Here is a 24254-nt window from a genome sequence, read left to right as displayed (position 1 = left end):
CGTTCCCGATGCGACGTTCAATACCCTCTCCCCTCTGGGGAGAGGGAAGGGTGAGGGGGTTGCGCTTTTGCCGGACGCCGCGCCACGGGCAACCCCCTCACCCCGACCCTCTCCCCAGAGGGGAGAGGGAGGATGGCGGCGACGTGCCCTTCTGGCATTGGCCTTCCTCGGGCTCAGCGCCTTCGACGCGGTCGAGACGCCGATGCTGGAGAACGCGGTCGGCGCCGGGTCGCTGCCGCCGGTGGAGAAGCGGCTGCCGCTCACCCCGCTGGTCGAGACGATGGACCGGCCCTGGCAGTCGCCGGGGCGCCATGGCGGCGACCTGCGCCTGCTGATGGCGCGGACCAAGGACACGCGGCTGATCTACGTCTACAGCTACGCCCGGCTGGTCGCGCTGACCCCGGACCTGCGCATCGTGCCCGACATCCTGGAACGGGTGGATGTGGAGGAGGGGCGCATCTTCACCTTCACGCTGCGCCGCGGTCACCGCTGGTCGGACGGCCATCCCTTCACGGCGGAGGACTTCCGCTACTGGTGGGAGGACATGGCCAACAACGCCAAGCGCTCCCCCGGCGGACCGCCGCCGGAGATGATGGTGGCCGGGGAGGCGCCCACGTTCGAGGTGCTGGACGCCGCGGCGGTGCGCTACACGTGGTCGCGCCCCAACCCCTTCTTCCTGCCCATGCTGGCCGGGGCCAAGCCGGTGGAGATCTACGCACCGGCCCATTACCTGCGGCGCTTCCACCCGCGCTTCACCGAACCGCTGGAGCTGAAGCAGCGGGTGGAGGCGGAGCGGCAGAAGAGCTGGCAGCAGCTTCACAACCGCAAGGACAATCTGACCGAGTTCGACAACCCGGACCTGCCGACCCTGCAGCCCTGGGTGCCGACGACCGCTCCGCCTGCGGAACGTTTCATCTTCGTAAGGAACCCCTATTTCCATCGGGTGGACCCGGCGGGGCGGCAGTTGCCCTACATCGACCGGATCATCATGACGGTGGCCGACGCCAAGATCGTCCCGGCCAAGACGGGGGCGGGCGAGAGCGACCTGCAGGCGCGCTATCTGCGGTTCGACAACTATACCTTCCTGAAGCAGGGGGCGAAGCGCAACGACTACCGGGTCACGCTGTGGCGCACCGGCATCGGGGCGCAGATGGCGCTGTTCCCCAACCTGAACTGCAACGACCCGGTGTGGCGCGCGCTGAACCGCGACGTGCGATACCGCCGCGCCTTGTCGCTGGCCATCGACCGCGAGGAGATGAACCAGGTCATCTATTACGGCCTCGCCACCCCGACCAACAACACGCTGCTGGAGGTCTCTCCGCTTTGGACGCCGGCCTACCGCGACCGCTGGGCGCAGTTCGACGTGAAGCAGGCCAACCGGCTGCTCGACGAGATCGGCCTGACCGAGCGCAACGTCAACGGTGTCCGCCTGCTGCCCGACGGCCGCCCGCTGGAGATCGTGGTGGAGACCGCCGGGGAGAGCACGGAGGAGACCGACGCGCTGGAGCTGATCGCCGACGGCTGGCGGCGCGTCGGGGCGCGGCTCTACATCCGCTCCTCGCAGCTCGACGTGTTCCGCAACCGCATCTTCGCCGGCGACACCTGCATGTCGATTTCGCGCGGTCTGGACAACGCCATCGCCACCGCGGACATGAGCCCGGCCGAGCTGGTGCCGGTCGATCAGGCCAAGTACCAGTGGCCGAAATGGGGCCAGTTCTTCCAGACCATGGGCAAGGACGGCGAGCGCCCCGACATGCCCGAGGCGCGCGACCTGCTGGAGGCCTTCCGCGCCTGGCGCGACGCCCCGGACGAGGCGGGTCGGGCGGCGGCCTGGGCGCGCATCCTGACGCTCAACGCCGAGCAGGTCTTCACCATCGGCACGGTGGCCGGGGTGCCGCAGCCGGTGGTGGCGCGCCGCACCCTGCGCAACGTGCCGGAGGAGGGCCTGTTCAACTACGACCCCGGCGCGCATTTCGGGCTGTACCGGCCCGACGGCTTCTGGTTCGACGGAAAGGGGTGAGGCCATGCTGGGCTACGTGATCCGCCGCATCCTCATCATGATCCCGACGCTGCTGGCGATCAGCGTCATCACCTTCGTCATCATCCAGCTTCCCCCCGGCGACTATCTGACGACGCTGGTCAACGAGATGCAGAGCCGGGGCGAGAGCATGGACCAGGGACGGCTGGCCATGCTGCGCGAGACCTACGGGCTCGACCGGCCGATGCACGAACAGTACGCGCTGTGGCTGGCCGGCATGCTGCGCGGCGACTTCGGCTATTCCTTCGAATACAACCTGCCGGTGGCCGACGTGGTGGGCGACCGGCTGTCGCTGACCGCCATCGTGTCCTTCACGACCATCCTGTTCATCTGGGTGGTCTCCTTCCCCATCGGCATCTATTCGGCGACGCGGCAGTACAGCCTGGGCGACTATGTCCTGACCTTCCTCGGCTTCCTGGGGCTGGCGACGCCCAGCTTCCTGCTGGCGCTGGTGATGCTGTACTTCGCCAACGTGTGGTTCGGCACCTCGATCGGCGGGCTGATGGACCCGCGCTACATCGGCCAACCGTGGAGCTGGGGCAAGGCGATGAGCGTGTTCGAGCACATGTGGATTCCGGTGATCGTCATCGGCACCGCCGGCACCGCCGCGATGATCCGCCGCCTGCGCGCCAACCTGCTGGACGAGCTGCACAAGCCCTACGTCGTCACCGCGCGGGCCAAGGGCCTGCCGCCGGGGCGGGCGCTGGTGAAATACCCGCTGCGGGTGGCGCTGAACCCCTTCGTGGCGGACATCGGCAACCTGCTGCCGCAGGTCGTCTCCGGCGCCGCCATCGTGTCGGTGGTGATGTCGCTGCCGACGACGGGGCCGATGCTGCTCCAGGCGCTGCGCAGCCAGGACATGTATCTGGCCGGCTCCTTCCTGATGTTCCTGGCGGTGCTGACGGTGATCGGCGTCTTCCTGTCCGATCTGGCGCTGGCCGCCCTCGACCCGCGCATCCGCCTGAGCGGGGGAGCCAGCCGATGAGCGCCACCCTGCCCCCTGCCCCTCCCCTGCCCCACAGCGTCGACACCGCCCCCTGGGACCCCGACGAGGTCGAGCGGCTCTCGCCCGAGCAGGAGCGTTTCACCACCGCCTCGCAATGGCGGATGGTCTGGTGGAAGCTGCGCCGGCACAAGCTGGCGGTGGCCTCGGGCATCGTGCTGCTGCTGCTTTACGCCTCGACCCTGGTCAGCGAGGTCCTGGCCCCCTACGCGGTGGACAGCCGCAATTCCCACTTCATCCATGCGCCGCCGCAGAGCGTGCATCTGTTCCACGAGGGTCGGTTCGTCGGCCCCTTCGTCTACGGCTACAGCTACCGCCTGGACATGGAGATCCTGAAGCGGGAGTACACGCCCGACCCCGCGAAGGTGCAACCGATCCGATTCTTCTGCCGTGGCGACCGCTACGAGTTCTGGGGGCTGGTGGAGAGCGACTGGCATCTCGCCTGCCCGGCCGAGGGCGGGACGCTGTTCCTCATGGGCACCGACCGGCTGGGGCGTGACCTGCTGTCGCGGATGATCTACGGGACGCGCATCTCGCTGACCATCGGGCTGATCGGCGTCGCGGTCAGCTTCGTGCTGGGGATCGTGATCGGCGGCATCACCGGCTATTATGGCGGCTGGGTGGACAACCTGATCCAGCGGCTGATTGAGATCATCCGCTCCTTCCCCGAGCTGCCGCTGTGGATGGCCCTGTCCGCAGCCTTGCCCGTCACCTGGAACCCGATCTTCATCTATTTCGGGATCACGGTGATCCTCGGCCTTCTGGAATGGACGGGCCTCGCCCGCGCCGTGCGGTCCAAGCTGCTGGCCCTGCGCGAGGAGGACTTCACCACCGCCGCCCAGCTGATGGGGGCCAGCCCGGCCCGCATCATCGGGCGGCACCTGCTGCCCAGCTTCATGAGCCACCTGATCGCCTCGGCGACGCTGGCCATCCCCGGCATGATCCTGGGCGAGACGGCGCTGAGCTTCCTCGGCCTCGGCCTGCGCCCGCCGATCACCAGCTGGGGGGTGCTGCTGACCGAGGCGCAGAACATCAACGTGGTGGCGCTGTACCCCTGGCTGATGCTGCCGGTGCTGCCGGTGATCGTGACCGTGCTGAGCTTCAACTTCCTCGGCGACGGCCTGCGCGACGCGGCGGACCCGTATCGGTAAGCCTCAGGGCTTCTTCTTCGCCGACGCGTCCGGCTGCTCCTTGAGGGAGGCCAGCACCATGCGGACGCGGGCGAGGTCGGCGTCGCCGCCCTTCGCCGGGGCGGCGGCGGGCGCGGCCTTGGCCGGGGGGCGCTTCGCCGGGGCGGGCTCCGCCGCCGCGACCTGGGTCCGGGGAGCGGCGGGAGCGGGCTTGGCGGCGACCGCCTTGCCCGACGCGGCCTTCGCCCTGGCCTCCAGGATGCGGATGTCGCCGCCCTTCGGGCTCCAGGTGCGGAACGGGCCGGTGTCCACATGGACGTGGCCGGTGTGGGGATAGAGCGCGTAGCCGCCGCGCTGCAGGGCCGCCGCCTCGTCGGCGAGGCGGCGGGGCGGGACGCCGGGGATGGCGATGTCGGCGGCCTGCCCGCGCAGGTGATAGCTGTTTTCCGCCACGTTCGGGTTGCTGCGCGCCAGCGTGACGTTGGTCAGCGGCGAGCGGTAGCCCGAGGTGATGTGGACCGGCGTGTCGGGGCCCACGCCGCAGCGGTCCCGCAGGTCGGCCAGAAGCTCCACCAGGGTGGGATCGACGGGCACCGTCTCGCCGGTGCGGCGGTCGCGGAACAGGGTGGCGATGCGGTCCAGGGCCTGGGGATCGTAGCCGTCGGCGAGGCGGTAGGTGACGCTGACCGTCTCGCCGCTGGCGGGATGATGCAGGACGATCGAGCGGGGGCCGCCGTCCAGCGAGGCCTGGGGACCCGGAGTGGAGGCGCAGCCGGCGAGCGTTCCGCCGGCGAGCAGGCCCAGCAACGATAAGCGCAGAAGATGCCGCATGCGTCTCCCCAGAGTTCTCTCTGCGGTTGCAGGCGGTTTTCATACCATAATTGTCACACGATCCGGCAGTGACAACGGGCCAGGGGACGCGAACGGAGACTTGGCCGTGTCATCGGCGCATCACTGTCCAACGGGATAGTTGTCGACCGAAATGGCCAAGTCAGAGGGGAAGCGCCATGCCTTCGCGGGCGACCAGCGTGCCGGGGCGCCGGGCCTCGGCGGCGGTGGCGATGACGTCCAGATCGGCGTCGCTGCGCCGGGGATCATGATGGAAGATGACCGCGCGCTTCACATCGGCCTCGTCGGCGATGCGCAGGCACTCCTCCCAGGTCGAATGGCCCCAGCCGACGCGGGCGGCGTATTCGGCGTCGGTGTAGGTGCAGTCGTAGATCAGCAGGTCGCTGCCGCGCACCAGCTCCATCACGGCGGGGTCGCGGCCCGCGGCCGGGTGCTCGGTGTCGGTGACGTAGCACAGGCTGCGCCCGGCGAACTCCACGCGGTAGCCGGTGGCCCCGTCCGGGTGGTTCAGGGCGGCGGTGCGCACGGTGACGCCCGGCTTCACCGTCAGCGTCTCGCCGCTGACGAAATCGTGGAAGGTGCAGTCGGCCCGGAAGATCTCCACCGGGACCGGAAACAGCGGCGCTGACATCATGCATTCCAGGACGGAGCGCATCGTCCGCTCCCGCTCCAGATGGCCGGCCCTGATCCGCACGCGGCTGGCCGCGTCGAAGGCCGGCGCGAAGAAGGGAAGGCCGCAGATGTGGTCGAGATGGCTGTGGGTCAGCAGCAGATCGACGTCCACCGGCTCGCCCTGGCGCATCAGCGCCTCGCCCAGCGGGCGCAGGCCGGTGCCGGCGTCGAGAACCAGGAGCGCGTCCCCGCAGCGCAGCTCGACGCAGGGGGTGTTGCCGCCGTAGCGGACCGTGTCCGGCCCCGGGGAGGCAATGCTGCCACGCACGCCCCAGAAGCGGACGGTGAAGTCCGGCGGGGTGTCAGGCGCACCGGAACAGGCGTCGGAAACGGTTCGTGCCGTCATGGTACCGACAATTTGGCGGTAGGACCCTCGCGAGTCGAGCGAAAAGGTTGTTTCACGAAACGGCCTTCCGACGCGTCCATATACCGGCCCAGTGGCCGATGGGCCTCGATAGAAGGGGGGACGGCGCGAGACGGGGGTAGGAGGAAAAGGCGTGCCGCACCGCCGAGATGTGGAGATGCCCAATCCAATAAGATGTGGTAGTTTGCGCCCGTTCGCCCATCGACGCGAAAAATCGCCTCCGGACCCCGCCCCCTCGGATGGACCCAGACAAACTCGCCAAAGTCCTCGCCATGGCCGAGTCGGAGCATCAGGGCGAGGCCCAGTCCGCTCTGCGCGCCGCGCGCATCATGCTGTCGAGGGCCGGCCTGTCGTTCCGCGATCTTGCCCGCGGTGCCCGTCCGGTCTCCACCACCCCGGAACCGCCGCCCGCCGCCAGCGCCCCGCCGCCCGACCGTCCGCCGCCGCCCGACCAGCTGGTCCAGGGCTTGCGCCGTCAGGTGCGCGACCTGGAGCTGGAGGTCGCCGGGCTGAAGCGGCAGCTTGAGAAGAGCACCGGCGACATGGAGCGCCAGCGCGAGGAGGCCGACCGCTGGCGCGGCCTGGCCCGCGAGACGGCGGAAAAGCTCTGGGACCTCGGCAAGGCGCTGGAGCGCAAGCACAGCCGCCACACCAGCGTCGACAAGCGCCGCGCCATCCTCGACCTGCTGCAGGACCCGAACAGCGCTCTGCTGGCCGATCACGAAATCGCTCGGCGGGTCGGCACCTCGCCCAAGCTGGTCGCCCATTGGCGCCGCCGGCTGGCCATCGTCGGGCGGAAGATCCGCCTGCTGCCCGTGGTGCCGCGCGGCCGCGGCCTGTGGGGCGGCGGCCGTCCGGCGAACGGTGGGGCGGCCCGCGGCGGGGCGGCGCTGGAGGGCAAGCGCCAGCGCTGGATGGGCTATCCGCTCACCGTCACCATCGCGGACCGGTCAGGACCGCCCGGCAAGCGGCCCTGACGCGGCGTTCCCGTATCAGTTGGACGATCCGTTCCCGTCGGTCGTCGCGCTGCCCATGTCCGCCGGCGCTTCGGCCGGTGCCTGGGCGGTGGGCGAGCGCTCGCTCACCGCGACGCGCCAGACCGTGTTCGACAGGTCGTCGGCGACGATCAGCGCGCCTTTGGGGTCCACCGTGACGCCGACCGGCCGGCCGTAGGTGTGGCCGTCCTCGCCCATGAAGCCGGTCACCACCTCGACCGGATCGCCGGCGGGGGCGCCGTCGCGGAAGGGGACGAAGATCACCTTGTAGCCGCTGGGCACGCTGCGGTTCCAGCTGCCATGCTCGCCGACGAACACGCCGTCGGCGAAGCGCTCGCCCATCACCGGCGAGGAGAAGGCCACGCCGAGCGCCGCGACGTGCGAGCCCAGGGCATAGTCCGGCTTGATCGCCGCGGCGACCATCTCCGGCTTTTGCGGCTGGGCGCGCGGATCGACGTTCTGGCCCCAGTAGCTGTAGGGCCAGCCGTAGAAGGCGCCCTCGCGGACCGAGGTCAGGTAGTCGGGCACGAGGTTGGGGCCAAGCTCGTCGCGCTCGTTGACCACCGCCCACAGCGTGCCGGTTCCCGGCTGGATGGCCAGCGCGGTGGGATTGCGCAAGCCGGTGGCGTAGGGCCGGTGCGCGCCGGTCCGCGCGTCGATCTCCCAGACCATCGCGCGGTCGGCCTCGGCGGGCATCCCGCGTTCGGTGATGTTGCTGTTGGAGCCGATGCCGACATAGAGGAACTGCCCGTCCGGGCTGGCGGCCAGCGACTTGGTCCAGTGATGGTTGATGTAGGAGGGCAGGTCGGTGACCTTCTCCGGCGGCCCCTCGGCGCGGGTCTGGCCCTCCCGGTAGGGGAAGCGCACCAGCGCGTCCTGGTTCGCGACGTAGATCTGGCCGTTCGCGAAGGCCAGCCCGTAGGGCGCGTTCAGATGGTCGGCGAAGACCGTGCGCTCCTCGTACTTCCCGTCGCCGTCGGCGTCGCGCAGCAGGGTGATGCGGTTGCCGCTGGGGACCGAGGTCGTCCCCCTGGCCTTGATGACGCCCGCGATGACGTCCTTGGGCCGCAGCGCCGGGGCCGAACCGCCGCGGCCTTCGGCAACCAGGATGTCGCCGTTGGGAAGGACCAGGGTCTGGCGCGGGATGCCGAGGTCGGTGGCGATCGCCGTGACGGTGAAGCCCTCCGGCACGGTCGGCTTCCGGTCCCCCCAGTTGGCGGGCTTGGCGATCTTCATGCTGGGCAGCAGGCCGCGCTGCTGCTCCGGCAGAGGCGGGTTGGCGCCGTACACGGGCGGCGACGGGTTGTCGTTGTTGTCGCAGGCGGCCAGCAGGGCGACGAGCGCCGCGGCGGCCAGCAGGCTGGAGCGTGTCATCGCGTACCTCCCATGCGGTCCATGCGGTGGCCCGTATGGTTGCCCATGCGGAAGCTGGAGAAGCCGAACCAGATCGCCAGGGCGGTGGTCAGAGTGACGACCGCCGACAGGATCAGCCCCTCCGGCATGGTTCCCCAGGCGTCCCGCGCGTGCACGAAGGCGTTGACGAGGCCGAGCGCGACCGTGATGACCAGCAGGACGAAGTAGGCGAGTCCGTGACCGCGGCGCCGGCCGGCGCGGAACAGATCGATGAAGGCCCAGAGGAGCGAGAAACCGGCGAAGACCATGCCGCCGGCGATCAGCCAGGCGGCGAAGTTGCTCCACTGGATCTCGAAGCTCCTGGAATAGGCGATGTCGCAGAGCAGGCCCCCCAGGAACAGCGGAAGGGAGGCGGCGAGCAGCACCGCGTGCAAGGGATGGATGGCCCTTGCCGGTCTGCCGTGATCGACGATGGCTACCAAGACGTCCTCTCCTTGCCCGACGGTGGTCCGCGCCGGGGCGGCGCGGAAATCAGTCTTTTCAATGGGCAGGGATGAGGATGGTTCCGCGCTGCGGCGGGCCGGCGGTCGCCTGACCGGGGATCAGGGCACCAGCCGGTAGCCGCCGGGCTCCGTCACCAGGATCTCGGCGTTGGACGGATCGCGCTCGATCTTCTGGCGCAGGCGGTAGACGTGGGTTTCCAACGTGTGGGTGGTGACCCCGGCGTTGTAGCCCCACACCTCGCCGAGCAGCGTCTCCCGCCCGATCACCGCGCCGCCGGCCCGGTACAGGTATTTCAGGATCGCCGTTTCCTTCTCGGTCAGGCGGATCTTGCGGGCGCCGCCGTCGGCCAGGAGCAGCTTGCCCGCCGGACGGAAGCTGTAGGGGCCGATGGCGAAGACGGCGTCCTCGCTCTGCTCGTGGACGCGAAGCTGGGCGCGCAGCCGGGCCAGCAGCACCCCCATGCGGAAGGGCTTGGTGACGTAGTCGCTGGCCCCGGAATCGAGCCCGAGGATGGTGTCGGCGTCGGACGCCGCCGCGGTCAGCATGATGACCGGGCAGCGCACCCCCTCGCGCCGCAGCAGGCGGCAGAGGTCGCGCCCGTCCATGTCCGGCAGCCCGACGTCGAGCAGGATGGCGGCGAAACCGCCCTCCCGCGCCACGGCCAGGGCCGAGGCGCCGTCCCCGGCCTCCACCGTCTCGAATTCCTCCAGAAGCTGGAGCTGCTCGGCGAGGGACTGCCGGAGGGCGGTGTCGTCGTCGATCAGAAGGATGCGTTTCGCAAGCGTCATGCGGGGGCGTTCACCGGTGGCTCCGGGCGCGGAACTTATCATGGCCCGCGCGGGATTGCCCTAGACTTATCGGAAGGGCCGAAGACAAGCGTCAGGCGCCGAACAGGTCATCCAGCCGGTCCGCCGCGGCGGTGTCCGGAGCAAGGACGACCGCGGCCTCCGGGGCGAGGCCGAGGTCCGTCACCGCCTGCGCCGCCGCGGCGTCCGGCACGGCGACGGCGCGCATCAGCGCCAGCGCGCCCTGCTCCAGATGGCGGCGGGCGGCGGCCTCCTCCCCGGTCAGGCCGGGCTCCGACCAGAGAAGGCGGTCGACCAGCGCGACGAGCCTCAGGCGCCGGCTGTCCATCGCCAGGGCGGCGGCGAGGCCGGGCAGGGCGCCGCCGTCCACCAGCACCCGCGCGCCGTCCGGCAGGCGCGACAGCGCGATGTCCGCCGCCAGCACCGCCGAGGGGTCGAGCCGCGGGTGGTCGCCGGGCAGGGCGTGGCGCGCCAGGCTCCGTCCCTGGGCCTCCAGCGCCAGCGCCATGCGTTCCGCGTAGCCGTCCGGCGTCCGGTTGGCGGGGAAGAGGACGTGCAGGGCCGGCTGGTCCGCCATGGCGATGGGTCTCGCGTGCAAGGGAGGAAAGGAGAGGGGACGGCGAGCATAGCGCAAGCCGGATTCGCCCGCACCGGCGGTGGTTTGCGCCACCGTTGCGCCGCCGGCAACGGTGTGGCGCGCGGGATTTGCTGGACAGGGGTGCGCCACCTGCGCTTTGCTTCCCGCGCTCTCCGACCCATGTCGGGATCTTTCGCCCTTCGGGGCGCAGCACGCGAAGCCTCCGTTATGTACGCCGACGCCCCGTCCGACTCCGCCCCGCCCGAAGCCGTCCTGCCCATGGACGAAGCCGCCATGCGCGCGGTGGACCGGGCCACGGCCGCCCTGCGCCGGGGCGAGGCCGTCGCCATCGAGACCGCCGACGGCAGCGTCGGCGCCGCGGTGTCGGTGGAATCCGTGGCGATCGACGCCGTGCAGCGGCTGGTCCAGCTGACCGGCGCCGCGCCGGTCCTGGCCGTCACCCGCCGCCGCGCCACGGTGCTGAAGCTGATGGGCGAGGGGACGGGCGTCGTCGCCCTGTCGCTTCCCCGCTGCCTGACCGCGGACGAGGCCCACGCGCTGGCCGACCCCGAACACCGCCCGGATGGGGCGATGCCGGAGGGAGCGATGCCGGACGGCTTGGCCGCCACGGCCATGGACCCCGGGTCGCGCGAAACCGCGGCGGTGGACCTCGCCCGGCTGGCGCGGCTGCTGCCGGCGGCCATCGTCGCCCCGGCCGCTGGACACACCGGCAGCGCCGCGGAATGGGCGGCGAAGCACGACCTGCTGCTGGTCCGCGCCCGCGACATCGCCGATTACCGCGTCCATGTGGTGCGCACGCTGCGCCGGGTCGCCGAGGCCCGCGTTCCCCTGTCCGGCGCCGAGAACACCAGCATCGCCGCCTTCCGCCCCATCGACGGCGGGCCGGAGCATCTGGCGATCATCGTCGGCAACCCGGTGGCGGGCGAGCCGGTGCTGGCCCGCCTGCATTCGGAATGCTTCACCGGCGACCTGCTGGGCAGCCTGCGCTGCGACTGCGGCCAGCAGCTGCGCGGCGCCATCGCCGAGATCGCCCGGCAGGGCAGCGGCGTGCTGCTCTATCTGGCGCAGGAGGGGCGGGGGATCGGCCTCGTCAACAAGCTGCGCGCCTACCGCATCCAGGACCGCGGCTTCGACACGGTGGACGCCAACGAGATCCTGGGATTCGAGGCGGACGAGCGGGTCTATCTGCCGGCGGCGGAGATGCTGCGGCAGTTGGGCTTCACCGCCGTGCGGCTGATGACCAACAACCCGGAGAAGCTGCGCCAGCTCGCCCGCTGCGGGATCGAGGTGGTCGAGCGCGTTCCCCACATCTTCCCGGCCAACGGCCACAACGAAGCCTATCTGCGCACCAAGGCGGAGCGCAGCGGCCATATGTTCTGAGATCATAAGAGTCTGAGAGACGAGTCTTCGGAGGGCAGGAAACGACCCTTGCCCGGCAGCTCTTGCCGGGTCGCGGTCCGCACCCGAGCCCGAAGGCGCCCGATGGGCCGGAATATCTGCCCACGGAACTGGCACGCCGGTTGCTTAGGACAGGGCTGGACACCGCGACGGGAGACCGCCCATGGCCATCGACGCCACCACCATCGACGCCACCGCCGCTTCGCGGCCGGTGCAGCGCGAGCGGTCGCCGGCCCAAGCGACGCCCCCCTTGACGGTCATGGAAAGCCGGGACAGCCCCGACCGCTACGAGGCCGAGGCCGAGATGTCCTTCGGCGACTTTCTGGACATCATCAACCCGCTTCAGCACATCCCCCTCGTCAACACCATCTACCGCGAGATTACCGGCGACACGATCAAGCCGTCGTCCAAGGTCATCGGCGGCATCCTGTTTGGCGGCCCGCTGGGCGGCATGGCCTCCATCGCCAACGCGGTGGTGGAACAGGCTCAGGGCAAGGACATCGGCGAGCAGATCATGGCCTCGCTCGGCTTCGACGGGGGCACCGCCGCCGGCCATCCCGCCGGCACCGCCGGAACCACCGCGGTCGCCGCCCTGCCGGATTCCGCCGCCGGCACCTCCGCGCCGGCCGTGGCCGCTGCGGCTGCGGCCACTCAGCCGGCCCGCACCGTCACGGCGGAATTGCCCGACGCCAAGCAGCGCCCCGCGGCGGCGCCGCATGGGGTGGGGGCGGCGGTGAGCGGATCCGGGCGCGATGGTTTGACGGAGACACCGCATCCCTCGCGGATGCCGGCGCGCGACACGCCGCTGGCGAACAGCATGATGGCCCGATACGCCGCCGCCAAGCCGCATCCCTCCACCATCGGCTTCGCCGCCACGGCGGCTCCCTCCGGCGCACCGAAGGCCGGAGATCCCCAGGCGCCCACGGCACAGGCGTCCACGGCGGCCGGAACCGGAGCCGCGAGCGCGCCGGCCAACGCGTCAACGCAGACGAACGCCACTCCGGCAAACGCCGCTCCGGCCGCCGCCAACGGCAACGCCTTCGCGCCCGTGACACCGGACATGCTGTCCGAGACGATGATGCGCAATCTGGCCAAGTACGAGCAGGGCCGGCGGGCCGCGCAGGCCCCGGCGCCCAGCCTGCGGGTGTCGGGCTGAGCGCGATGACCCCGGCTGCGGGTGAGGGGCTGCGGGTGAGGGGCTGCGGGTGAGGGGCTGCGGGTGAAGGGAAGAGCGATGGAGATCACGGTTCGTCTTGAGGACCCGCCGTCGGAAGGCCGTCTCGACTGGCCCGGCGGGTCGTTCCGCTGCGTGCTGGGCCGCGGCGGCATCCGCGCCGACAAGCGGGAGGGCGACGGCGCCACCCCGGTCGGCCGCTTCGCGCTGCGCCGCGTGCTGTGGCGCCCCGACCGTCTGGAGCGTCCCGCGACGGGCCTGCCGGCGTCGCCCATCGCGCCCGACGACGGCTGGTGCGACGATCCGGCGGACCCCGCCTACAACCGCCCGGTCAAGCGCCCCTACGCCGCCAGCCACGAAGAGCTGTGGCGCGACGACCATGTCTACGACGTCATCGTGGTGATGGGGCACAACGACGACCCGGTGGTGCCCGGCCTGGGCAGCGCCGTGTTCATGCATGTGGCGCGGCCCGACCGGGCGCCCACGGCGGGCTGCGTCGCGCTGCCCCTGCCGGACCTGCTGCGGCTTCTCAAGGATTGCGCGCCGGGCACCGCGCTGACCGTGGCGGACCCGGCGGCGTAACAGGCGCTAACCGGCGGCGGGATGGGGCCGTGCGCCGAAGATCGCCGTGCCGACCCGCACGTGGGTGGCGCCGAAGCGGATCGCCGTCTCGTAATCGCCGCTCATCCCCATGCTGACCTCGGGCAGGCCGGCGCGGCGCGCCATGTCGGCGAGCAGGGCGAAATGCATCGCCGGTTCCTCGTCCACCGGCGGGATGCACATCAGGCCGCTCACCGGCAGCTTCCAGGTATCCCGGCAGGCGGCCAGGAAGGCGTCCAGCTCCGCCGGGGGAATGCCGGCCTTCTGCGGCTCCTCGCCGGTGTTGACCTCGATCAGGCAGCGCGGGCGGCGCCCGCTACGCGCCATCTCCTCGGCCAGCGCCTCGGCCAGCTTGGGCCGGTCCACCGTCTGGATGACGTCGAACAGGGCCACCGCGTCCTTCACCTTGTTGGTCTGGAGCGGGCCGATCAGGTGCAGTTCCAGGTCCGGGAAGCGCTCGCGCAGAGCGGGGAACTTCGCCTTGGCCTCCTGCACGCGGTTCTCGCCGAACACGCGCTGGCCGGCGGCCAGGGCCTCCTCCACCGCCTCGACCGGGTGGGTCTTGGAGACGGCGACCAGAGTCACCGCGCCGGGAGCGCGCCCGCCGGCGGCGCAGCCGTCCTGGATGGACCGGCGGACGGCCTCCAGCCGGGTCGTGACGCTGCCGTCCGGTGTATCGGTGTGCGAAGCGGACATGCCGGTTTTCCCCCTTTTATGGCGCCTGCCTGTACAGGGACCGGAGGGCGTGGTAACGGACGGACCGACGAAACGCAAGCACCCCGAGGAGAACACGGCATGCGTGGTTGGATGCGTCCCCTGATCCTGTCGGCGCTGATTCTGGGGGCCGCGCCGTTCACGGCCGGCAGCGCCCTTGCCCAGAACGCCGGGAGCCAGAATGGCGGGAAGCCCGCCGCCGGCAAGGAAGCCGCGAAGGAGGCCCCCAAGACGGCCGCGGGATCGGCCATCGCCCAGGCGCCCTTCGCCGAACAACCGTTCCCGTTGCAGGATGACGGCACCTACAAGGAGTTCATCGGGGCCGCCGCCGCCGACCTCAACCGGCGCTGCACCAAGCAGGAGAATTATGGTTGGGCGTTCAAGAAGGACGACGACGCCCGCCGCGACCAGATCCTGGAATCCACCCTGGGCGGCTTCCGCAAGGCCGGTTGGAAACTGGGCGAGGTGAGAATCCGCTCCATTCGCGATCCGGGAACCACCGCCTACACGGCGGAGAAGGCCAAACAGCAGCTGCTCGCCATCTGGACACCGATGGAGGATGCGGCGATCCTGCTGCTCTGCGAGACCGAATCGGTGCAAGCCACCAAGAAGTAAGGGGCCAACGCCAAAGGAAAGCGGCGCCCAAAGGAAAACGGCGGCGGATGGGTATCCGCCGCCGTTTCCGTCAGAGCTGCCGCAAGGCCGATCAGAAGGCCAGACGGGTGTCGATCATGATGATGTGCGCGCGGTCGTCGAGCCCGGCGGCATCGGTCTTCAGATCGAGATAGCTGTACTCCAGACCCGTCGTCAGACCCGGCGCGACGGTGTAGGTCACGCCGCCCTGATACAGGTCGGCCTTGGCCGGAGTCGTGCCGGTCGCAACGTCGTTGCCGCGCGAATGCGAGTAGTTGGCGGCCAGGATGAGCGGACCGGCGGTGTACTGGGCGCCGACGATCCAGATGTCCTGCTTTTCCTTCGTCGTGACCGACTTGTCATAGCCGCTGTCGCCGCTGTAGGCGTAGCTGCCGCCGATCTTGAAGTTGCCGTACCCCAGGTTCAGGCCGGCGTGAACCGAGCTCAGCTTCTCGAAGCGGGTCGCCCCGGCGCCGATGCCGTCGTCAACGGCATCGCCGAACTGGTAGAAGGCGCTGGCCGCGACGCTGAAGGCGCCGAACTCGTTGGTGTAGGTGCCGCCGACCTCGACGACATCCTGGAAGCCGCCGTTGTCCTGACGACGGTTGACCGAGGTGTTCGAGTCGCCGCTGCGCGGCATGTAGGAGACGCCGCCCTGGAAGCCCGCGATGGTCGGGGTCAGGTAGATGATCTTGGTGCCGACATCGCCCGAGGCGAGGGCGCGGAAGTTGTTGGTGGTGGTCGGCAGCAGGTCGTAGGTCGACGAGCCGCTGAGGAACTCGACCGTGTTGTTGTCCGGACCGCCGGCGATGCCTTCGACGTTCGGGCCGATGATGCCGAACTCGTCCGACAGACCGTTGATCGTGCCGGCCTGCACGGTGCCGAAGCTGCTGTTCACGAAGATGAAGGCGCGGTCGGCGTCCATGGAACGGCCGTTGTTCGCGCCGTTGGCGGCGCGCATGCGGACGCGGCCACCATATTCGAGACCGTTGTCGGCCGTGGCGACCGGCGTGACGATCACGCGGAAGCGGTTGGCGAACTCCGTGGAGCGGGTGTCCTGGTCACGATCCTGATTGACGTAGGCGCCCTGGAAGAAGGCGTCGCCGCCGATCTTGACCTCGAACTTGGTCTGGGCGGAAGCCACGCCACTGCAGGCAATGATCGCGACGGCGGCGCAGCCCGTAACAAGAGAACGCTTCATTGATGGTCCATCCTTCTAGCAGGCCCCCAAAAAGACCGGAGCCGTGCGGTTGTGCTTCCCGCCAACCACTAAGCCACTCGTTCCTTTTCCCGGCAAGGGTGATTCAAGAAGGAAATCGGTTCAACTGTAACACAGTTGCCATTCAGACACAGTCATAAGTATCTGAAGACCAATGGTTTTTCCCGTATGCCGTAAATATAGCACATTGCGTGGCCAGATTTTGAGCGCGATGAACAAACTTTGCGCACTGCAACGAGCCCGCCCGGACGGCGGACAAAGGACGAAAAAGCAGACACGAGGCAAAGAAAAAGGGCGGTGGCCGAAGCCACCGCCCTTCATCATCCACGGAATTCCGCAGATTAGAACGCGAGCACCGAGCGGACCAGGACGACGTCACCCTTGTCGTCGAGACCGGCCGAGTCGTTGTCCAGCTTGAAGTGGTCGTACTGAGCCTGCAGGGTCAGACCCGGAGCGACGGTGTAGCCGACGCCCAGCTCGTAGACTTCCAGCTTGCGCTTGCCAGCGGCATAGAGCTGACCAGCGTCCTGGCTGTTCTTGTAGTTGGCGCCGACAACGATCGGGCCAGCGGTGTACTGAGCGCCGACAACCCACAGACGGCTCTTGGTGTTGTCCGAGCCCGGGGCCTGGATCTGGCCCGACTCGCCGAAGTCGGTGTACGAACCACCCAGCGAGAAGCCAGCGTAGCCGACCTGGGCGCCGACCTGCCAAGCGTTCAGGTCCTCAACCGAAGTGCCGGCGACGCCACCCGGAGCGGAGCCCCAGAAGTAGCCCGCGCTGGCCTTCACATTGACGCCACCGAAGGTGTTGTTGTAGTTGGCGCCCAGTTCGACCAGATCTTCGAAGGCGACGAAGGACTGACCGGCCTTGTTGCCGAAGCCGCGGTTGGCGACGCCGGGAGCGACCGAAGCCAGATCCGAGCGGTTGACCGAGGCGTGCGAGTCGTCGTTGCGCGGCAGGTAGCTACCACCGACCTGCAGGCCGGCGAAGCGCGGCGAGAAGTACACGATCTTGGTCGCGTTGTTCTCGACGACGAGCGACTGGTTCAGCATCGAACCGTTCAGGGCGCCCAGGCCGCCGGAGACGTCGGCGTTGCCCATCCACGAGATCACGCCGTCATAGATGCCCAGCGGCAGGTAATCCTGCGGGGCCGTGACGTAGGTGGCGTCGTTGAAGGAGTTGGTCACGCCCATCTGGACCTGACCGAAGGCGCCCTGCGCGAAGATGTAGCCGCGGTCGGCGTCCATCGTGCGGCCGTTGTTGGCACCGGCGTTGGCGCGCATACGGATGCGGCCGCCGTACTCGAGACCGTTGTCGGCCTTGGCGGTCGGGGTCACGATGACGCGGAAGCGGTTGCGGAAGTCAACCGAACGCGTGTTGGCGTCCTGATCCTGATCGACCCAGCCGCCTTCGAAGTAGGCGTCGCCGCCGACCTTGACTTCAAACTTGGCCTGAGCGTTGGCGGCGCCGGCACCCAGAGCCAGAGCGGCAGCGGCGCAGCCCGCGAGCAGATAACGGTTCATGATTGTTGCCTCCATCCTGGCAGCAGAATTTTCAGCCCGGTTAACGTCCTGGCTGGCTCTGTGGTACGCAGATGCAGGGACGCCAGCAAGCCGGAAATCGAAAAGTTGCAGCAATGAAGGAACAGTGTGTCCGACGGAACACACCCTGATTGTGCACCGCCGTCGGAATTCCGCGGTGCACACAAACCCGTCGCGGGGGCTCCGGTCCTGGGCACGACCACAGCAAAGGCACAGGCGGAACCCCGCATCGGCTGTTGCCGCGCGCGGGCTTTTATGGTCTTTTCAGCCGCATCCGCCGCGGTATCGTGCGCGGTACCCCGAATTTATTGATCCAGGTTCCGACCATGCGCCGTTCCCGTGTCCTTCGCCTTGCCCCCGTCGTGCTCGCGGCGTCGCTCGCCGTGGCCGGTTGCTCCAGCTGGGGCGGCCAGACGGAAACCGTCGATGAGCAGATCAAGAAGGAATACAAGTTCGGCAGCCTTCTCGGCACCGACGGCGGCTTCAACCTGTTCGGCAAGAACAAGCGTGGCACCGCCGAACAGGGCGACCCCAACGGCATCGGCGTGAACAGCTTCCTGTGGCGCGCCTCGCTGGACACGCTGTCCTTCATGCCGATCGTCTCCGCCGACCCGTTCGGCGGCGTCATCCTGACCGACTGGTACACGCCGCCGGACGCTCCGAACGAGCGCTTCAAGGTCAACCTGTACATCATGGACCGCCAGCTCCGCGCCGACGGCGTGCGGGTGTCGGTGTTCAAGCAGCAGCGCGCCGGGTCGGACTGGCGTGACAGCGCGGTCGGTCCGGAGACGGCGACCACTCTGGAGGACGCGGTGCTGACCCGCGCCCGCCAGATCCGCGTCGCCCAGCAGGCCGCGGCGCGCTGAGCGCGGACGCCGTCACGCGGGGCGGGGCAGGGCGCGGACATCGCGCCGATGCCTGTCACCCCGCCACCGGCGTCTTATGTTTTTAGACCCACGAAACTCACGGAACGGCGTCTGCGGTCATGTCGCGTTACAATGTCAAGGAAACCGAAGCGAAGTGGCAGGGCGAGTGGGAGCGGCAGGGCTGCTTCACCGCGCGCGAGGACGCTTCCCGTGAGAAGTACTATGTGCTGGAGATGTTCCCCTACCCGTCGGGGCGCATCCACATGGGGCATGTGCGCAACTACACCATCGGCGACGTGATCGCGCGCTACAAGCGCGCCCGCGGCTTCAACGTGCTGCACCCCATGGGCTGGGACGCCTTCGGCCTGCCGGCGGAGAACGCCGCGCTGGAGAAGAAGACCCACCCGGCCAAATGGACCCGCGAGAACATCGCGGCCATGCGCGCCCAGCTGAAGACGATGGGCCTGTCGATCGACTGGGACCGCGAGATCGCCACCTGCGACGTGGACTATTACCGCCACGAGCAGAAGATGTTCCTGGATTTCCTCAAGGAAGGCCTGGCCTACCGCAAGGAGTCCTGGGTCAACTGGGACCCGGTCGACAACACGGTCCTGGCCAACGAGCAGGTGATCGACGGCCGCGGCTGGCGCACCGGGGCGCTGGTCGAGAAGCGCAAGCTGTCGCAGTGGTTCCTCAAGATCACCGCCTACGCCGACGAGCTGCTGAAGGGGCTGGACACGCTGGACCGCTGGCCGGAGCGCGTGCGCCTGATGCAGGAGAACTGGATCGGCAAGTCCACCGGCGTGCGCTTCCGCTTCGACCTCGTCGGGCGGGCGGACAAGCTGGAGGTCTTCACGACCCGGCCCGACACGCTGTTCGGCGCCTCCTTCGCGGCGATCTCCGCCAACCACCCGCTGGCCGCCGAGCTGGCCGCCGGCAACCCCGCGCTGGCCGAGTTCATCGCCGAGTGCAACCGCCTGGGCACCAGCGAGGAGGCGATCGAGACCGCCGAGAAGCGCGGCTTCGACACCGGGCTGAAGGTGGTGCATCCCTTCGACCCGTCCTGGGAGCTGCCGGTCTACGTCGCCAACTTCGTGCTGATGGACTACGGCACGGGCGCCATCTTCGGCTGCCCGGCCCATGACCAGCGCGACCTGGACTTCGCCCGCAAGTATGGCCTGCCGGTCACCCCGGTGGTCGTCCCGGCGGACGCCGATCCCGCCGCCTTCACGGTTGGCGACGAGGCCTACACCGGTCCCGGCCTGCTGCGCAATTCGCGCTTCCTCGACGGGATGGAGGTCGAGCCGGCCAAGCAGGAGGTCGGCAAGCGTCTGGAGGAGCAGGGGCAGGGCGAGCGCACCACCCAGTACCGCCTGCGCGACTGGGGCGTCTCCCGCCAGCGTTACTGGGGCTGCCCGATCCCGGTCATCCATTGCGAGAGCTGCGGCATCGTTCCGGTGCCGGAGCGGGATCTGCCGGTCGTTCTGCCGGAGGACGTGACCTTCGACAAGCCCGGCAACCCGCTGGACCACCACCCGACCTGGAAGCACACGAGCTGCCCGAGCTGCGGCAAGCCGGCGCTGCGCGAGACCGACACCTTCGACACCTTCATCGAGTCGAGCTGGTATTTCGCCCGCTTCTGCTCGCCCAAGGCCGAGGACGTCGCCTTCACGCGTGAGGCGGTGGACTACTGGCTGGCTGTGGACCAGTACATCGGCGGCATCGAGCATGCCGTGCTGCACCTGCTCTACTCCCGCTTCTGGACGCGGGCGATGAAGCAGTGCGGCTACCTGAACGTGGAGGAGCCCTTCGCCGGCCTCTTCACCCAGGGCATGGTCAACCACGAGACCTACAAGGACGCCGGCACCGGCGCTTGGCTGGCCCCGACCGACATCCGCAAGAACGATCTCGGCGACTACATCCGCAACGACACCGACGGCCCGGTGACGGTCGGCCGCGTCGAGAAGATGTCGAAGTCCAAGAAGAACGTGGTGGACCCGGCACACATCATCGGCACCTACGGCGCCGACGCCGCCCGCCTGTTCATGCTGTCCGACAGCCCGCCGGAACGCGACCTGGAATGGACGGAAGCCGGCATCGACGGCGCCTGGCGCTACATCAACCGCCTGTGGCGGATGGTGACGGAATCGTCGGTCGCGCTGCCACCCGCCGGCGCGCCGAAGCCGGACGCCCTTGGCGCCAAGGCCGAGGCCACCCGCCGCCTGGTCCACAAGGCCATCGCCGGCATCTCGGAAGACCTGGAGAAGTTCCGCTTCAACAAGGCGGTGGCCCGCGTGCGCGAGCTGTCCAACGCGCTCGCCGAGCTGGACGGCACGGGCGAGGGCGAGGCCTGGGTGCTGCGCGAAGGCTTCGAGGCCACCGTGCGCCTGATCGCCCCGATGATGCCCCATCTGGCCGAGGAGCTGTGGGCGCAGCTCGGTCACGCCACGCTGCTGGTGAACCAGCCCTGGCCGCAGGCCGACGCGGCCCTGGTGGTCGAGGACTCGGTCACCATGGCGGTGCAGGTCAACGGCAAGCTGCGCGCGACGCTGGAGCTGCCGCGCGACATGGCGAAGGACGCCGCGGAGCAGGCCGCCCTGGCCGACCCGAACGTTCAGCGCGCCCTGGAGGGCAAGCCGGTGCGCAAGGTCATCGTCGTCCCGAACCGGGTGATCAATGTCGTCGTCTGAGCGCTACAAGGGCAAAGCCGGCGTGCGGCGGCGGGGGCTTCTCGCCCTCGCCCTGCTGACGCCGGCGGTCCTCGCCACCGCGGCCTGCGGTTTCCAGCCCATGTATGGAACCCTCGGGACGAACAGCATCGGCACCGCCGAGCTCCAGCAGGTCGAGATCGGCAGCATCAAGGACCGTTATGGCCAGAAGCTGCGCAACCTCCTGATCGACCGCTTCTACGCCGATGGCCGCCCCGCCGCTCCGCGCTACCGGCTGGAAACCGCGCTGACCGCGTCGGAGCAGAAGCTGTCCATCCAGAAGGACGCGACGGCCACCCGCGCCCAGCTCGTCGTGAACGCCCCCTACCAGCTCATCGACGCGGCGACGGGCGCGGTCCTGTTCCAGGCCAACGCGCGATCCTACATCAGCTACAATGTGCTGGAGCAGCAGTACGGTGCACTTGCCACCGTCGAGAACGCCTACGACCGCGCGATCCTGGAAATCTCCAACGAGATCACCACCCGCGTGGCCGCCCAGCTCGGCCGCAAGCTCTGATCCGCACTGGACAACCGGAGGCCGGTCCTCCGCCACCGACGGTGTCTTCGTGAAGCTGCAAGCCCGGGCGATCGACGGTTTCCTGCGCAGCCCCGATCCCAAGATCCGCGCCGTCCTGCTCTACGGTCCCGACACCGGTCTGGTGCGCGACCGCGCCATGGGTCTGGGCCGCACCGTGGTCGCCGACCTGTCGGACCCTTTCCGCGTAACCGAGATGCTGGGCCGCGCCGTCGCCGACGATCCGGCGCGTCTGGCCGACGAGGCCGCCGCGCTGTCCTTCACCGGTGGCCGCCGCCTGATCCGCGTGCGCGAGGCGGAGGACAACGTCACCGCCGCCTTCACCGCCTTCCTGGGCAACCTGCCGCCCGGCGACAGCCTCGTCCTCGTCGAGGCCGGCGATCTCGGCAACCGGTCGAAGCTGCGCACCCTGTTCGAAGGGGCCGACGGCGCCGTCGCCATTCCCTGCTATGTGGAGGAGGAGGCGGCGCTGGGCCGGGTCATCGCCGACATCCTGCACGGCCATGGCCTGACCGCCGATCCCGACGCCCTGTCCTTTCTCGCCGGCAACCTCGTCGGCGACCGCATGGTGGCGCGGGGCGAGATGGAGAAGCTGGCGCTCTACATGGGCACGGAGACACGGGTCCGGCTGGAGGATGCCCAGGCCTGCGTGGTCGACAGCGCCGCCCTGTCGCTCGACGAGCCGATCTGGGCGGCGGCGGAGGGCGACTTCGCGACGCTCGACCGCTCGCTGGCCCGCCTGTTCGCCGAGGGCATGTCCCCGGTGCCGATCCTGCGCGCCGCCCAGCGCCATTTCCAGCGCCTGCAGCTGGTCGCCGGGCAGGTGGCGGCGGGCAAGTCGGCGGACGCCGCGGTGGAGGCGCTGCGCCCGCCGGTGTTCTTCAAGATGAAGCCGCGGCTGACCGGTCAGGCCCGCCGCTGGCCGGCGCCGCTGGTGCGACAGGCGCTGGAGCGGCTGGTCGAGGCCGAGGCGGACTGCAAGCGCACCAACATGCCCGATCAGACGCTCTGCGCCCGCGTCCTCTTCCAGCTCGCCTCGCTGGCGCGACGCTGAGCCTCTTCCTTACTTCGCGGCCAGGAACTGCGGAACGCGCAGCAGGATCAGCTCGTTGTGGTCCTGTTTGCCCAGCGCGCGGCCCGAGGAGTAGGGGAGGTTGTTGTCGTTGCCGACGACGATGTGCTCGGCGTCCACCACATCGACATTCTCAATGGTGACGAAGGGGAAGGTGAATTTGCCCTTGTCTCCGCCGAGCCGGGCGACTCCCTTCGGATCGTCGATGTCCATCAGGTCGACATAGCCCACCTTCTTCACGAAGCCCTCGGCGTCGGCCTGGGCAAAGTCGATCTTGTAGACCCGCTTGAACCGGGCCGGAACGTTGAAGCAGTCCGGGGTCGGCTGGCCGGTGCAGCCCCGGGCCGGGTCGCCCTCGCCGTTGTCGCGCTCGATGATCAGGCCGGTGGTGGCGTCGATCATGTTGAAGTCGCCGATGTTGTTCCCGTTGGCCTCCAGCAGATACTTTAAGTTGCGGCCGGTGAAACCGCCCTTGGCGACGTCGAACTCGGCGATGCGCAGATACTCCCGCCCGTCCTTGGTCTCCCACGCACCGCCGGTCCACAGCGGCCCTTCGAACAGCGGATAGAGGAACTTTCCATCCTTGGACGGGGCCATCCCCTCGAAGCCGCGCGAGCGGCGCACCTCGAAGCCGACGGCGCCGGGCACCGCCGGAGGGGAGACCGCGTAATGGTCGGGGGAGCGCACGGGCTTGCCGTCCACCGTGCTCTCGTGCAGGGACAGCAGCTTTCCGGTCCGGTCGGTCACCAGGATGTAGGGACCGAACTCATCGCCGAAATACATCCGGTCGCCGATGATTTGCACACTCTCGACGTCGAAGTCGGCGCCAGTCAGGTAGCGTTCCGCGGTCGCCTCGGTGACGATGGGGAAGGGCACCTTGCGGTCGGGATCGCGCGGGAACAGCGTCTCGGCCACCGCCGCCTTGCCGGTCTTCCAGTCGATGGTCAGCCTGTGCACCGTCAGCATGGCGTCGGCGGAGTTGCCCTTGCTGCCGAAGCCGTTGTCGGTCAGCACCAGGAAGCTGCCATCGCCCAGCGCCTTGATGCCGGAGAAGCCCTGGACCGGCTGGCCTTCGAAGGGCAGCGCCATGCCGGTGGCGCGCGGCGCGTTGGGGGCCGACAAGAAGGACGTGCCGTCGACGCTGCGGGGCTGGTCGACGCGCTTGCGGTCGGCGGCGGTGAATTTGCCGGAGGTGCGGAACAGGTCCGGCGCGTCGGCGGGCGGGGCGATGAAGGTGGCGGCGTCGATGATGCCGTGGCCGGCCAGCTCCGCCGGGAACTTCTGGTCCGCGAAGGCCGGTCCGGCCAGCAGGGCCGCGGTGAGGCCGGCGAGGCACAGGCCGTGGATGGGCTTCATGAATCTCCCCCTCTGTGTCGGCTCCGGCCGCGTCGCTGCGGCCGGGCGACCCTTGTTTAGGGGGAGTTCATGTTAGGTCCTGTCTGACGGCCATTTGACGCGCATGCATTGCTGGATCATGGCGAG

General features: G+C 69.3%; 22 protein-coding genes. 12 read left to right on the top strand and 10 right to left on the bottom strand.

Going from position 1 to position 24254, the window contains the following annotated elements:
* The first annotated feature begins 157 nt into the window (after window positions 1-157).
* From DXK32_RS21630 to DXK32_RS21620, 3 genes are read left to right on the top strand one after another with little or no spacing between them, the layout of a single operon-like run.
* Window positions 158-2020, top strand: coding sequence for an ABC transporter substrate-binding protein (locus DXK32_RS21630; RefSeq protein ID WP_247877273.1), 1863 nt, complete (start codon window positions 158-160; stop codon window positions 2018-2020).
* Window positions 2021-2024: 4 nt separating this feature from the next.
* Window positions 2025-3023, top strand: a complete 999-nt coding sequence (locus DXK32_RS21625; RefSeq protein ID WP_114860392.1) for an ABC transporter permease — start codon at window positions 2025-2027, stop codon at window positions 3021-3023.
* Window positions 3020-4192 carry an ABC transporter permease gene (locus DXK32_RS21620; protein ID WP_114860391.1) on the top strand — a complete coding sequence of 391 codons (1173 nt, stop codon included), beginning with the start codon at window positions 3020-3022 and terminating at the stop codon, window positions 4190-4192. Before DXK32_RS21625 ends, DXK32_RS21620 begins: the two co-directional genes overlap by 4 nt.
* A 3-nt stretch (window positions 4193-4195) precedes the next feature.
* On the opposite strand, the gene DXK32_RS21615 is transcribed toward DXK32_RS21620, so the two are convergent.
* Together DXK32_RS21615 and DXK32_RS21610 are read right to left on the bottom strand one after the other, a co-directional pair.
* Entirely contained in the window at window positions 4196-5002 is an 807-nt protein-coding gene (locus DXK32_RS21615; RefSeq protein WP_114860390.1) for a YcbK family protein, read from the bottom strand.
* Between the two features lie 160 nt (window positions 5003-5162).
* A complete protein-coding gene (locus DXK32_RS21610; protein ID WP_114860389.1) occupies window positions 5163-6038 on the bottom strand; it encodes an MBL fold metallo-hydrolase in 876 nt (291 codons plus the stop codon).
* Window positions 6039-6295: 257 nt separating this feature from the next.
* Here DXK32_RS21610 and DXK32_RS21605 point away from each other — a divergent pair, with 257 nt between their 5' ends.
* The gene (locus tag DXK32_RS21605; RefSeq protein ID WP_247877272.1) at window positions 6296-7033 is read left to right on the top strand and encodes a hypothetical protein; all 738 of its coding nucleotides are present in this window, start codon (window positions 6296-6298) and stop codon (window positions 7031-7033) included.
* A gap of 15 nt (window positions 7034-7048) precedes the next feature.
* Here the strand turns inward: DXK32_RS21605 and DXK32_RS21600 are convergent, their stop codons facing one another.
* The 4 genes from DXK32_RS21600 to DXK32_RS21585 all read right to left on the bottom strand — a co-directional run bounded on the left by DXK32_RS21600 (window position 7049) and on the right by DXK32_RS21585 (window position 10291).
* Window positions 7049-8425, bottom strand: coding sequence for a PQQ-dependent sugar dehydrogenase (locus DXK32_RS21600; RefSeq protein WP_114860388.1), 1377 nt, complete (start codon window positions 8423-8425; stop codon window positions 7049-7051).
* Complete coding sequence (locus tag DXK32_RS21595; protein WP_114860387.1) at window positions 8422-8886, bottom strand: DUF2231 domain-containing protein; 465 nt, start codon at window positions 8884-8886, stop codon at window positions 8422-8424. The genes DXK32_RS21600 and DXK32_RS21595 overlap by 4 nt, the downstream gene beginning before the upstream one ends.
* Before the next feature lie 120 nt (window positions 8887-9006).
* Window positions 9007-9696 (bottom strand): response regulator transcription factor, encoded by a 690-nt coding sequence (locus DXK32_RS21590; RefSeq protein WP_109069931.1) that lies wholly within the window; start codon window positions 9694-9696, stop codon window positions 9007-9009.
* 91 nt (window positions 9697-9787) lie between these two features.
* The gene (locus DXK32_RS21585) at window positions 9788-10291 is read right to left on the bottom strand and encodes a glycosyl transferase (protein ID WP_114860386.1); all 504 of its coding nucleotides are present in this window, start codon (window positions 10289-10291) and stop codon (window positions 9788-9790) included.
* Window positions 10292-10519: 228 nt separating this feature from the next.
* On the opposite strand from DXK32_RS21585, the gene ribA reads away from it, so the two are divergent.
* From ribA to DXK32_RS21570, 3 genes are all read left to right on the top strand, one after another.
* Window positions 10520-11692, top strand: coding sequence for a GTP cyclohydrolase II (gene ribA, locus DXK32_RS21580; protein ID WP_205215790.1), 1173 nt, complete (start codon window positions 10520-10522; stop codon window positions 11690-11692).
* 181 nt (window positions 11693-11873) lie between these two features.
* A complete protein-coding gene (locus tag DXK32_RS21575; RefSeq protein ID WP_114860385.1) occupies window positions 11874-12866 on the top strand; it encodes a hypothetical protein in 993 nt (330 codons plus the stop codon).
* Between the two features lie 78 nt (window positions 12867-12944).
* Window positions 12945-13466, top strand: a complete 522-nt coding sequence (locus tag DXK32_RS21570) for a L,D-transpeptidase family protein (RefSeq protein ID WP_114860384.1) — start codon at window positions 12945-12947, stop codon at window positions 13464-13466.
* Between the two features lie 6 nt (window positions 13467-13472).
* Here the strand turns inward: DXK32_RS21570 and DXK32_RS21565 are convergent, their stop codons facing one another.
* The gene (locus DXK32_RS21565; RefSeq protein ID WP_114860383.1) at window positions 13473-14180 is read right to left on the bottom strand and encodes a YggS family pyridoxal phosphate-dependent enzyme; all 708 of its coding nucleotides are present in this window, start codon (window positions 14178-14180) and stop codon (window positions 13473-13475) included.
* A 99-nt stretch (window positions 14181-14279) separates the two neighbouring features.
* On the opposite strand from DXK32_RS21565, the gene DXK32_RS21560 reads away from it, so the two are divergent.
* Complete coding sequence (locus tag DXK32_RS21560) at window positions 14280-14813, top strand: hypothetical protein (protein WP_162801296.1); 534 nt, start codon at window positions 14280-14282, stop codon at window positions 14811-14813.
* A 91-nt stretch (window positions 14814-14904) separates the two neighbouring features.
* On the opposite strand, the gene DXK32_RS21555 is transcribed toward DXK32_RS21560, so the two are convergent.
* Entirely contained in the window at window positions 14905-16032 is a 1128-nt protein-coding gene (locus DXK32_RS21555; RefSeq protein WP_114860381.1) for a porin, read from the bottom strand.
* A 359-nt stretch (window positions 16033-16391) separates the two neighbouring features.
* Complete coding sequence (locus DXK32_RS21550) at window positions 16392-17588, bottom strand: porin (protein WP_247877271.1); 1197 nt, start codon at window positions 17586-17588, stop codon at window positions 16392-16394.
* Window positions 17589-17917: 329 nt separating this feature from the next.
* On the opposite strand from DXK32_RS21550, the gene DXK32_RS21545 reads away from it, so the two are divergent.
* From DXK32_RS21545 to holA, 4 genes are all read left to right on the top strand, one after another.
* Window positions 17918-18457: a DUF3576 domain-containing protein gene (locus DXK32_RS21545; RefSeq protein ID WP_114860408.1), complete on the top strand. Its 540-nt coding sequence runs from the start codon at window positions 17918-17920 to the stop codon at window positions 18455-18457.
* Between the two features lie 119 nt (window positions 18458-18576).
* Window positions 18577-21147, top strand: coding sequence for a leucine--tRNA ligase (gene leuS / locus DXK32_RS21540; protein ID WP_114860379.1), 2571 nt, complete (start codon window positions 18577-18579; stop codon window positions 21145-21147).
* Window positions 21134-21682 carry an LPS assembly lipoprotein LptE gene (gene lptE, locus DXK32_RS21535; RefSeq protein ID WP_114860378.1) on the top strand — a complete coding sequence of 183 codons (549 nt, stop codon included), beginning with the start codon at window positions 21134-21136 and terminating at the stop codon, window positions 21680-21682. Before leuS ends, lptE begins: the two co-directional genes overlap by 14 nt.
* A gap of 49 nt (window positions 21683-21731) precedes the next feature.
* On the top strand, window positions 21732-22754 hold the full coding sequence (gene holA / locus DXK32_RS21530) for a DNA polymerase III subunit delta (RefSeq protein WP_114860377.1): 1023 nt from the start codon (window positions 21732-21734) through the stop codon (window positions 22752-22754).
* A gap of 9 nt (window positions 22755-22763) precedes the next feature.
* On the opposite strand, the gene DXK32_RS21525 is transcribed toward holA, so the two are convergent.
* On the bottom strand, window positions 22764-24128 hold the full coding sequence (locus tag DXK32_RS21525) for an esterase-like activity of phytase family protein (RefSeq protein ID WP_114860376.1): 1365 nt from the start codon (window positions 24126-24128) through the stop codon (window positions 22764-22766).
* Between the last annotated feature and the right edge of the window lie 126 nt (window positions 24129-24254).

This window comes from Azospirillum brasilense, from assembly GCF_003349955.1.
GTDB classification, from domain to species: Bacteria; Pseudomonadota; Alphaproteobacteria; order Azospirillales; family Azospirillaceae; genus Azospirillum; species Azospirillum brasilense_B.
The sequence above is the reverse complement of the archived record's forward strand: the minus strand, read 5'-3'. Positions and strand labels throughout refer to the sequence as shown.

Coding starts and splice junctions, on each gene's coding strand:
- DXK32_RS21545 (WP_114860408.1), top strand. CDS start 17,918: ATGCGCCGTTCCCGTGTCCTTCGCCTTGCCCCCGTCGTGCTCGCGGCG.
- DXK32_RS21550 (WP_247877271.1), bottom strand. CDS start 17,588: ATGGAGGCAACAATCATGAACCGTTATCTGCTCGCGGGCTGCGCCGCT.
- DXK32_RS21555 (WP_114860381.1), bottom strand. CDS start 16,032: ATGAAGCGTTCTCTTGTTACGGGCTGCGCCGCCGTCGCGATCATTGCC.
- DXK32_RS21570 (WP_114860384.1), top strand. CDS start 12,945: ATGGAGATCACGGTTCGTCTTGAGGACCCGCCGTCGGAAGGCCGTCTC.
- DXK32_RS21565 (WP_114860383.1), bottom strand. CDS start 14,180: ATGTCCGCTTCGCACACCGATACACCGGACGGCAGCGTCACGACCCGG.
- DXK32_RS21605 (WP_247877272.1), top strand. CDS start 6,296: ATGGACCCAGACAAACTCGCCAAAGTCCTCGCCATGGCCGAGTCGGAG.
- leuS (WP_114860379.1), top strand. CDS start 18,577: ATGTCGCGTTACAATGTCAAGGAAACCGAAGCGAAGTGGCAGGGCGAG.
- DXK32_RS21585 (WP_114860386.1), bottom strand. CDS start 10,291: ATGGCGGACCAGCCGGCCCTGCACGTCCTCTTCCCCGCCAACCGGACG.
- DXK32_RS21625 (WP_114860392.1), top strand. CDS start 2,025: ATGCTGGGCTACGTGATCCGCCGCATCCTCATCATGATCCCGACGCTG.
- DXK32_RS21560 (WP_162801296.1), top strand. CDS start 14,280: ATGCGTGGTTGGATGCGTCCCCTGATCCTGTCGGCGCTGATTCTGGGG.
- DXK32_RS21620 (WP_114860391.1), top strand. CDS start 3,020: ATGAGCGCCACCCTGCCCCCTGCCCCTCCCCTGCCCCACAGCGTCGAC.
- DXK32_RS21525 (WP_114860376.1), bottom strand. CDS start 24,128: ATGAAGCCCATCCACGGCCTGTGCCTCGCCGGCCTCACCGCGGCCCTG.
- DXK32_RS21590 (WP_109069931.1), bottom strand. CDS start 9,696: ATGACGCTTGCGAAACGCATCCTTCTGATCGACGACGACACCGCCCTC.
- ribA (WP_205215790.1), top strand. CDS start 10,520: ATGTACGCCGACGCCCCGTCCGACTCCGCCCCGCCCGAAGCCGTCCTG.
- DXK32_RS21615 (WP_114860390.1), bottom strand. CDS start 5,002: ATGCGGCATCTTCTGCGCTTATCGTTGCTGGGCCTGCTCGCCGGCGGA.
- DXK32_RS21600 (WP_114860388.1), bottom strand. CDS start 8,425: ATGACACGCTCCAGCCTGCTGGCCGCCGCGGCGCTCGTCGCCCTGCTG.
- DXK32_RS21575 (WP_114860385.1), top strand. CDS start 11,874: ATGGCCATCGACGCCACCACCATCGACGCCACCGCCGCTTCGCGGCCG.
- DXK32_RS21610 (WP_114860389.1), bottom strand. CDS start 6,038: ATGACGGCACGAACCGTTTCCGACGCCTGTTCCGGTGCGCCTGACACC.
- lptE (WP_114860378.1), top strand. CDS start 21,134: ATGTCGTCGTCTGAGCGCTACAAGGGCAAAGCCGGCGTGCGGCGGCGG.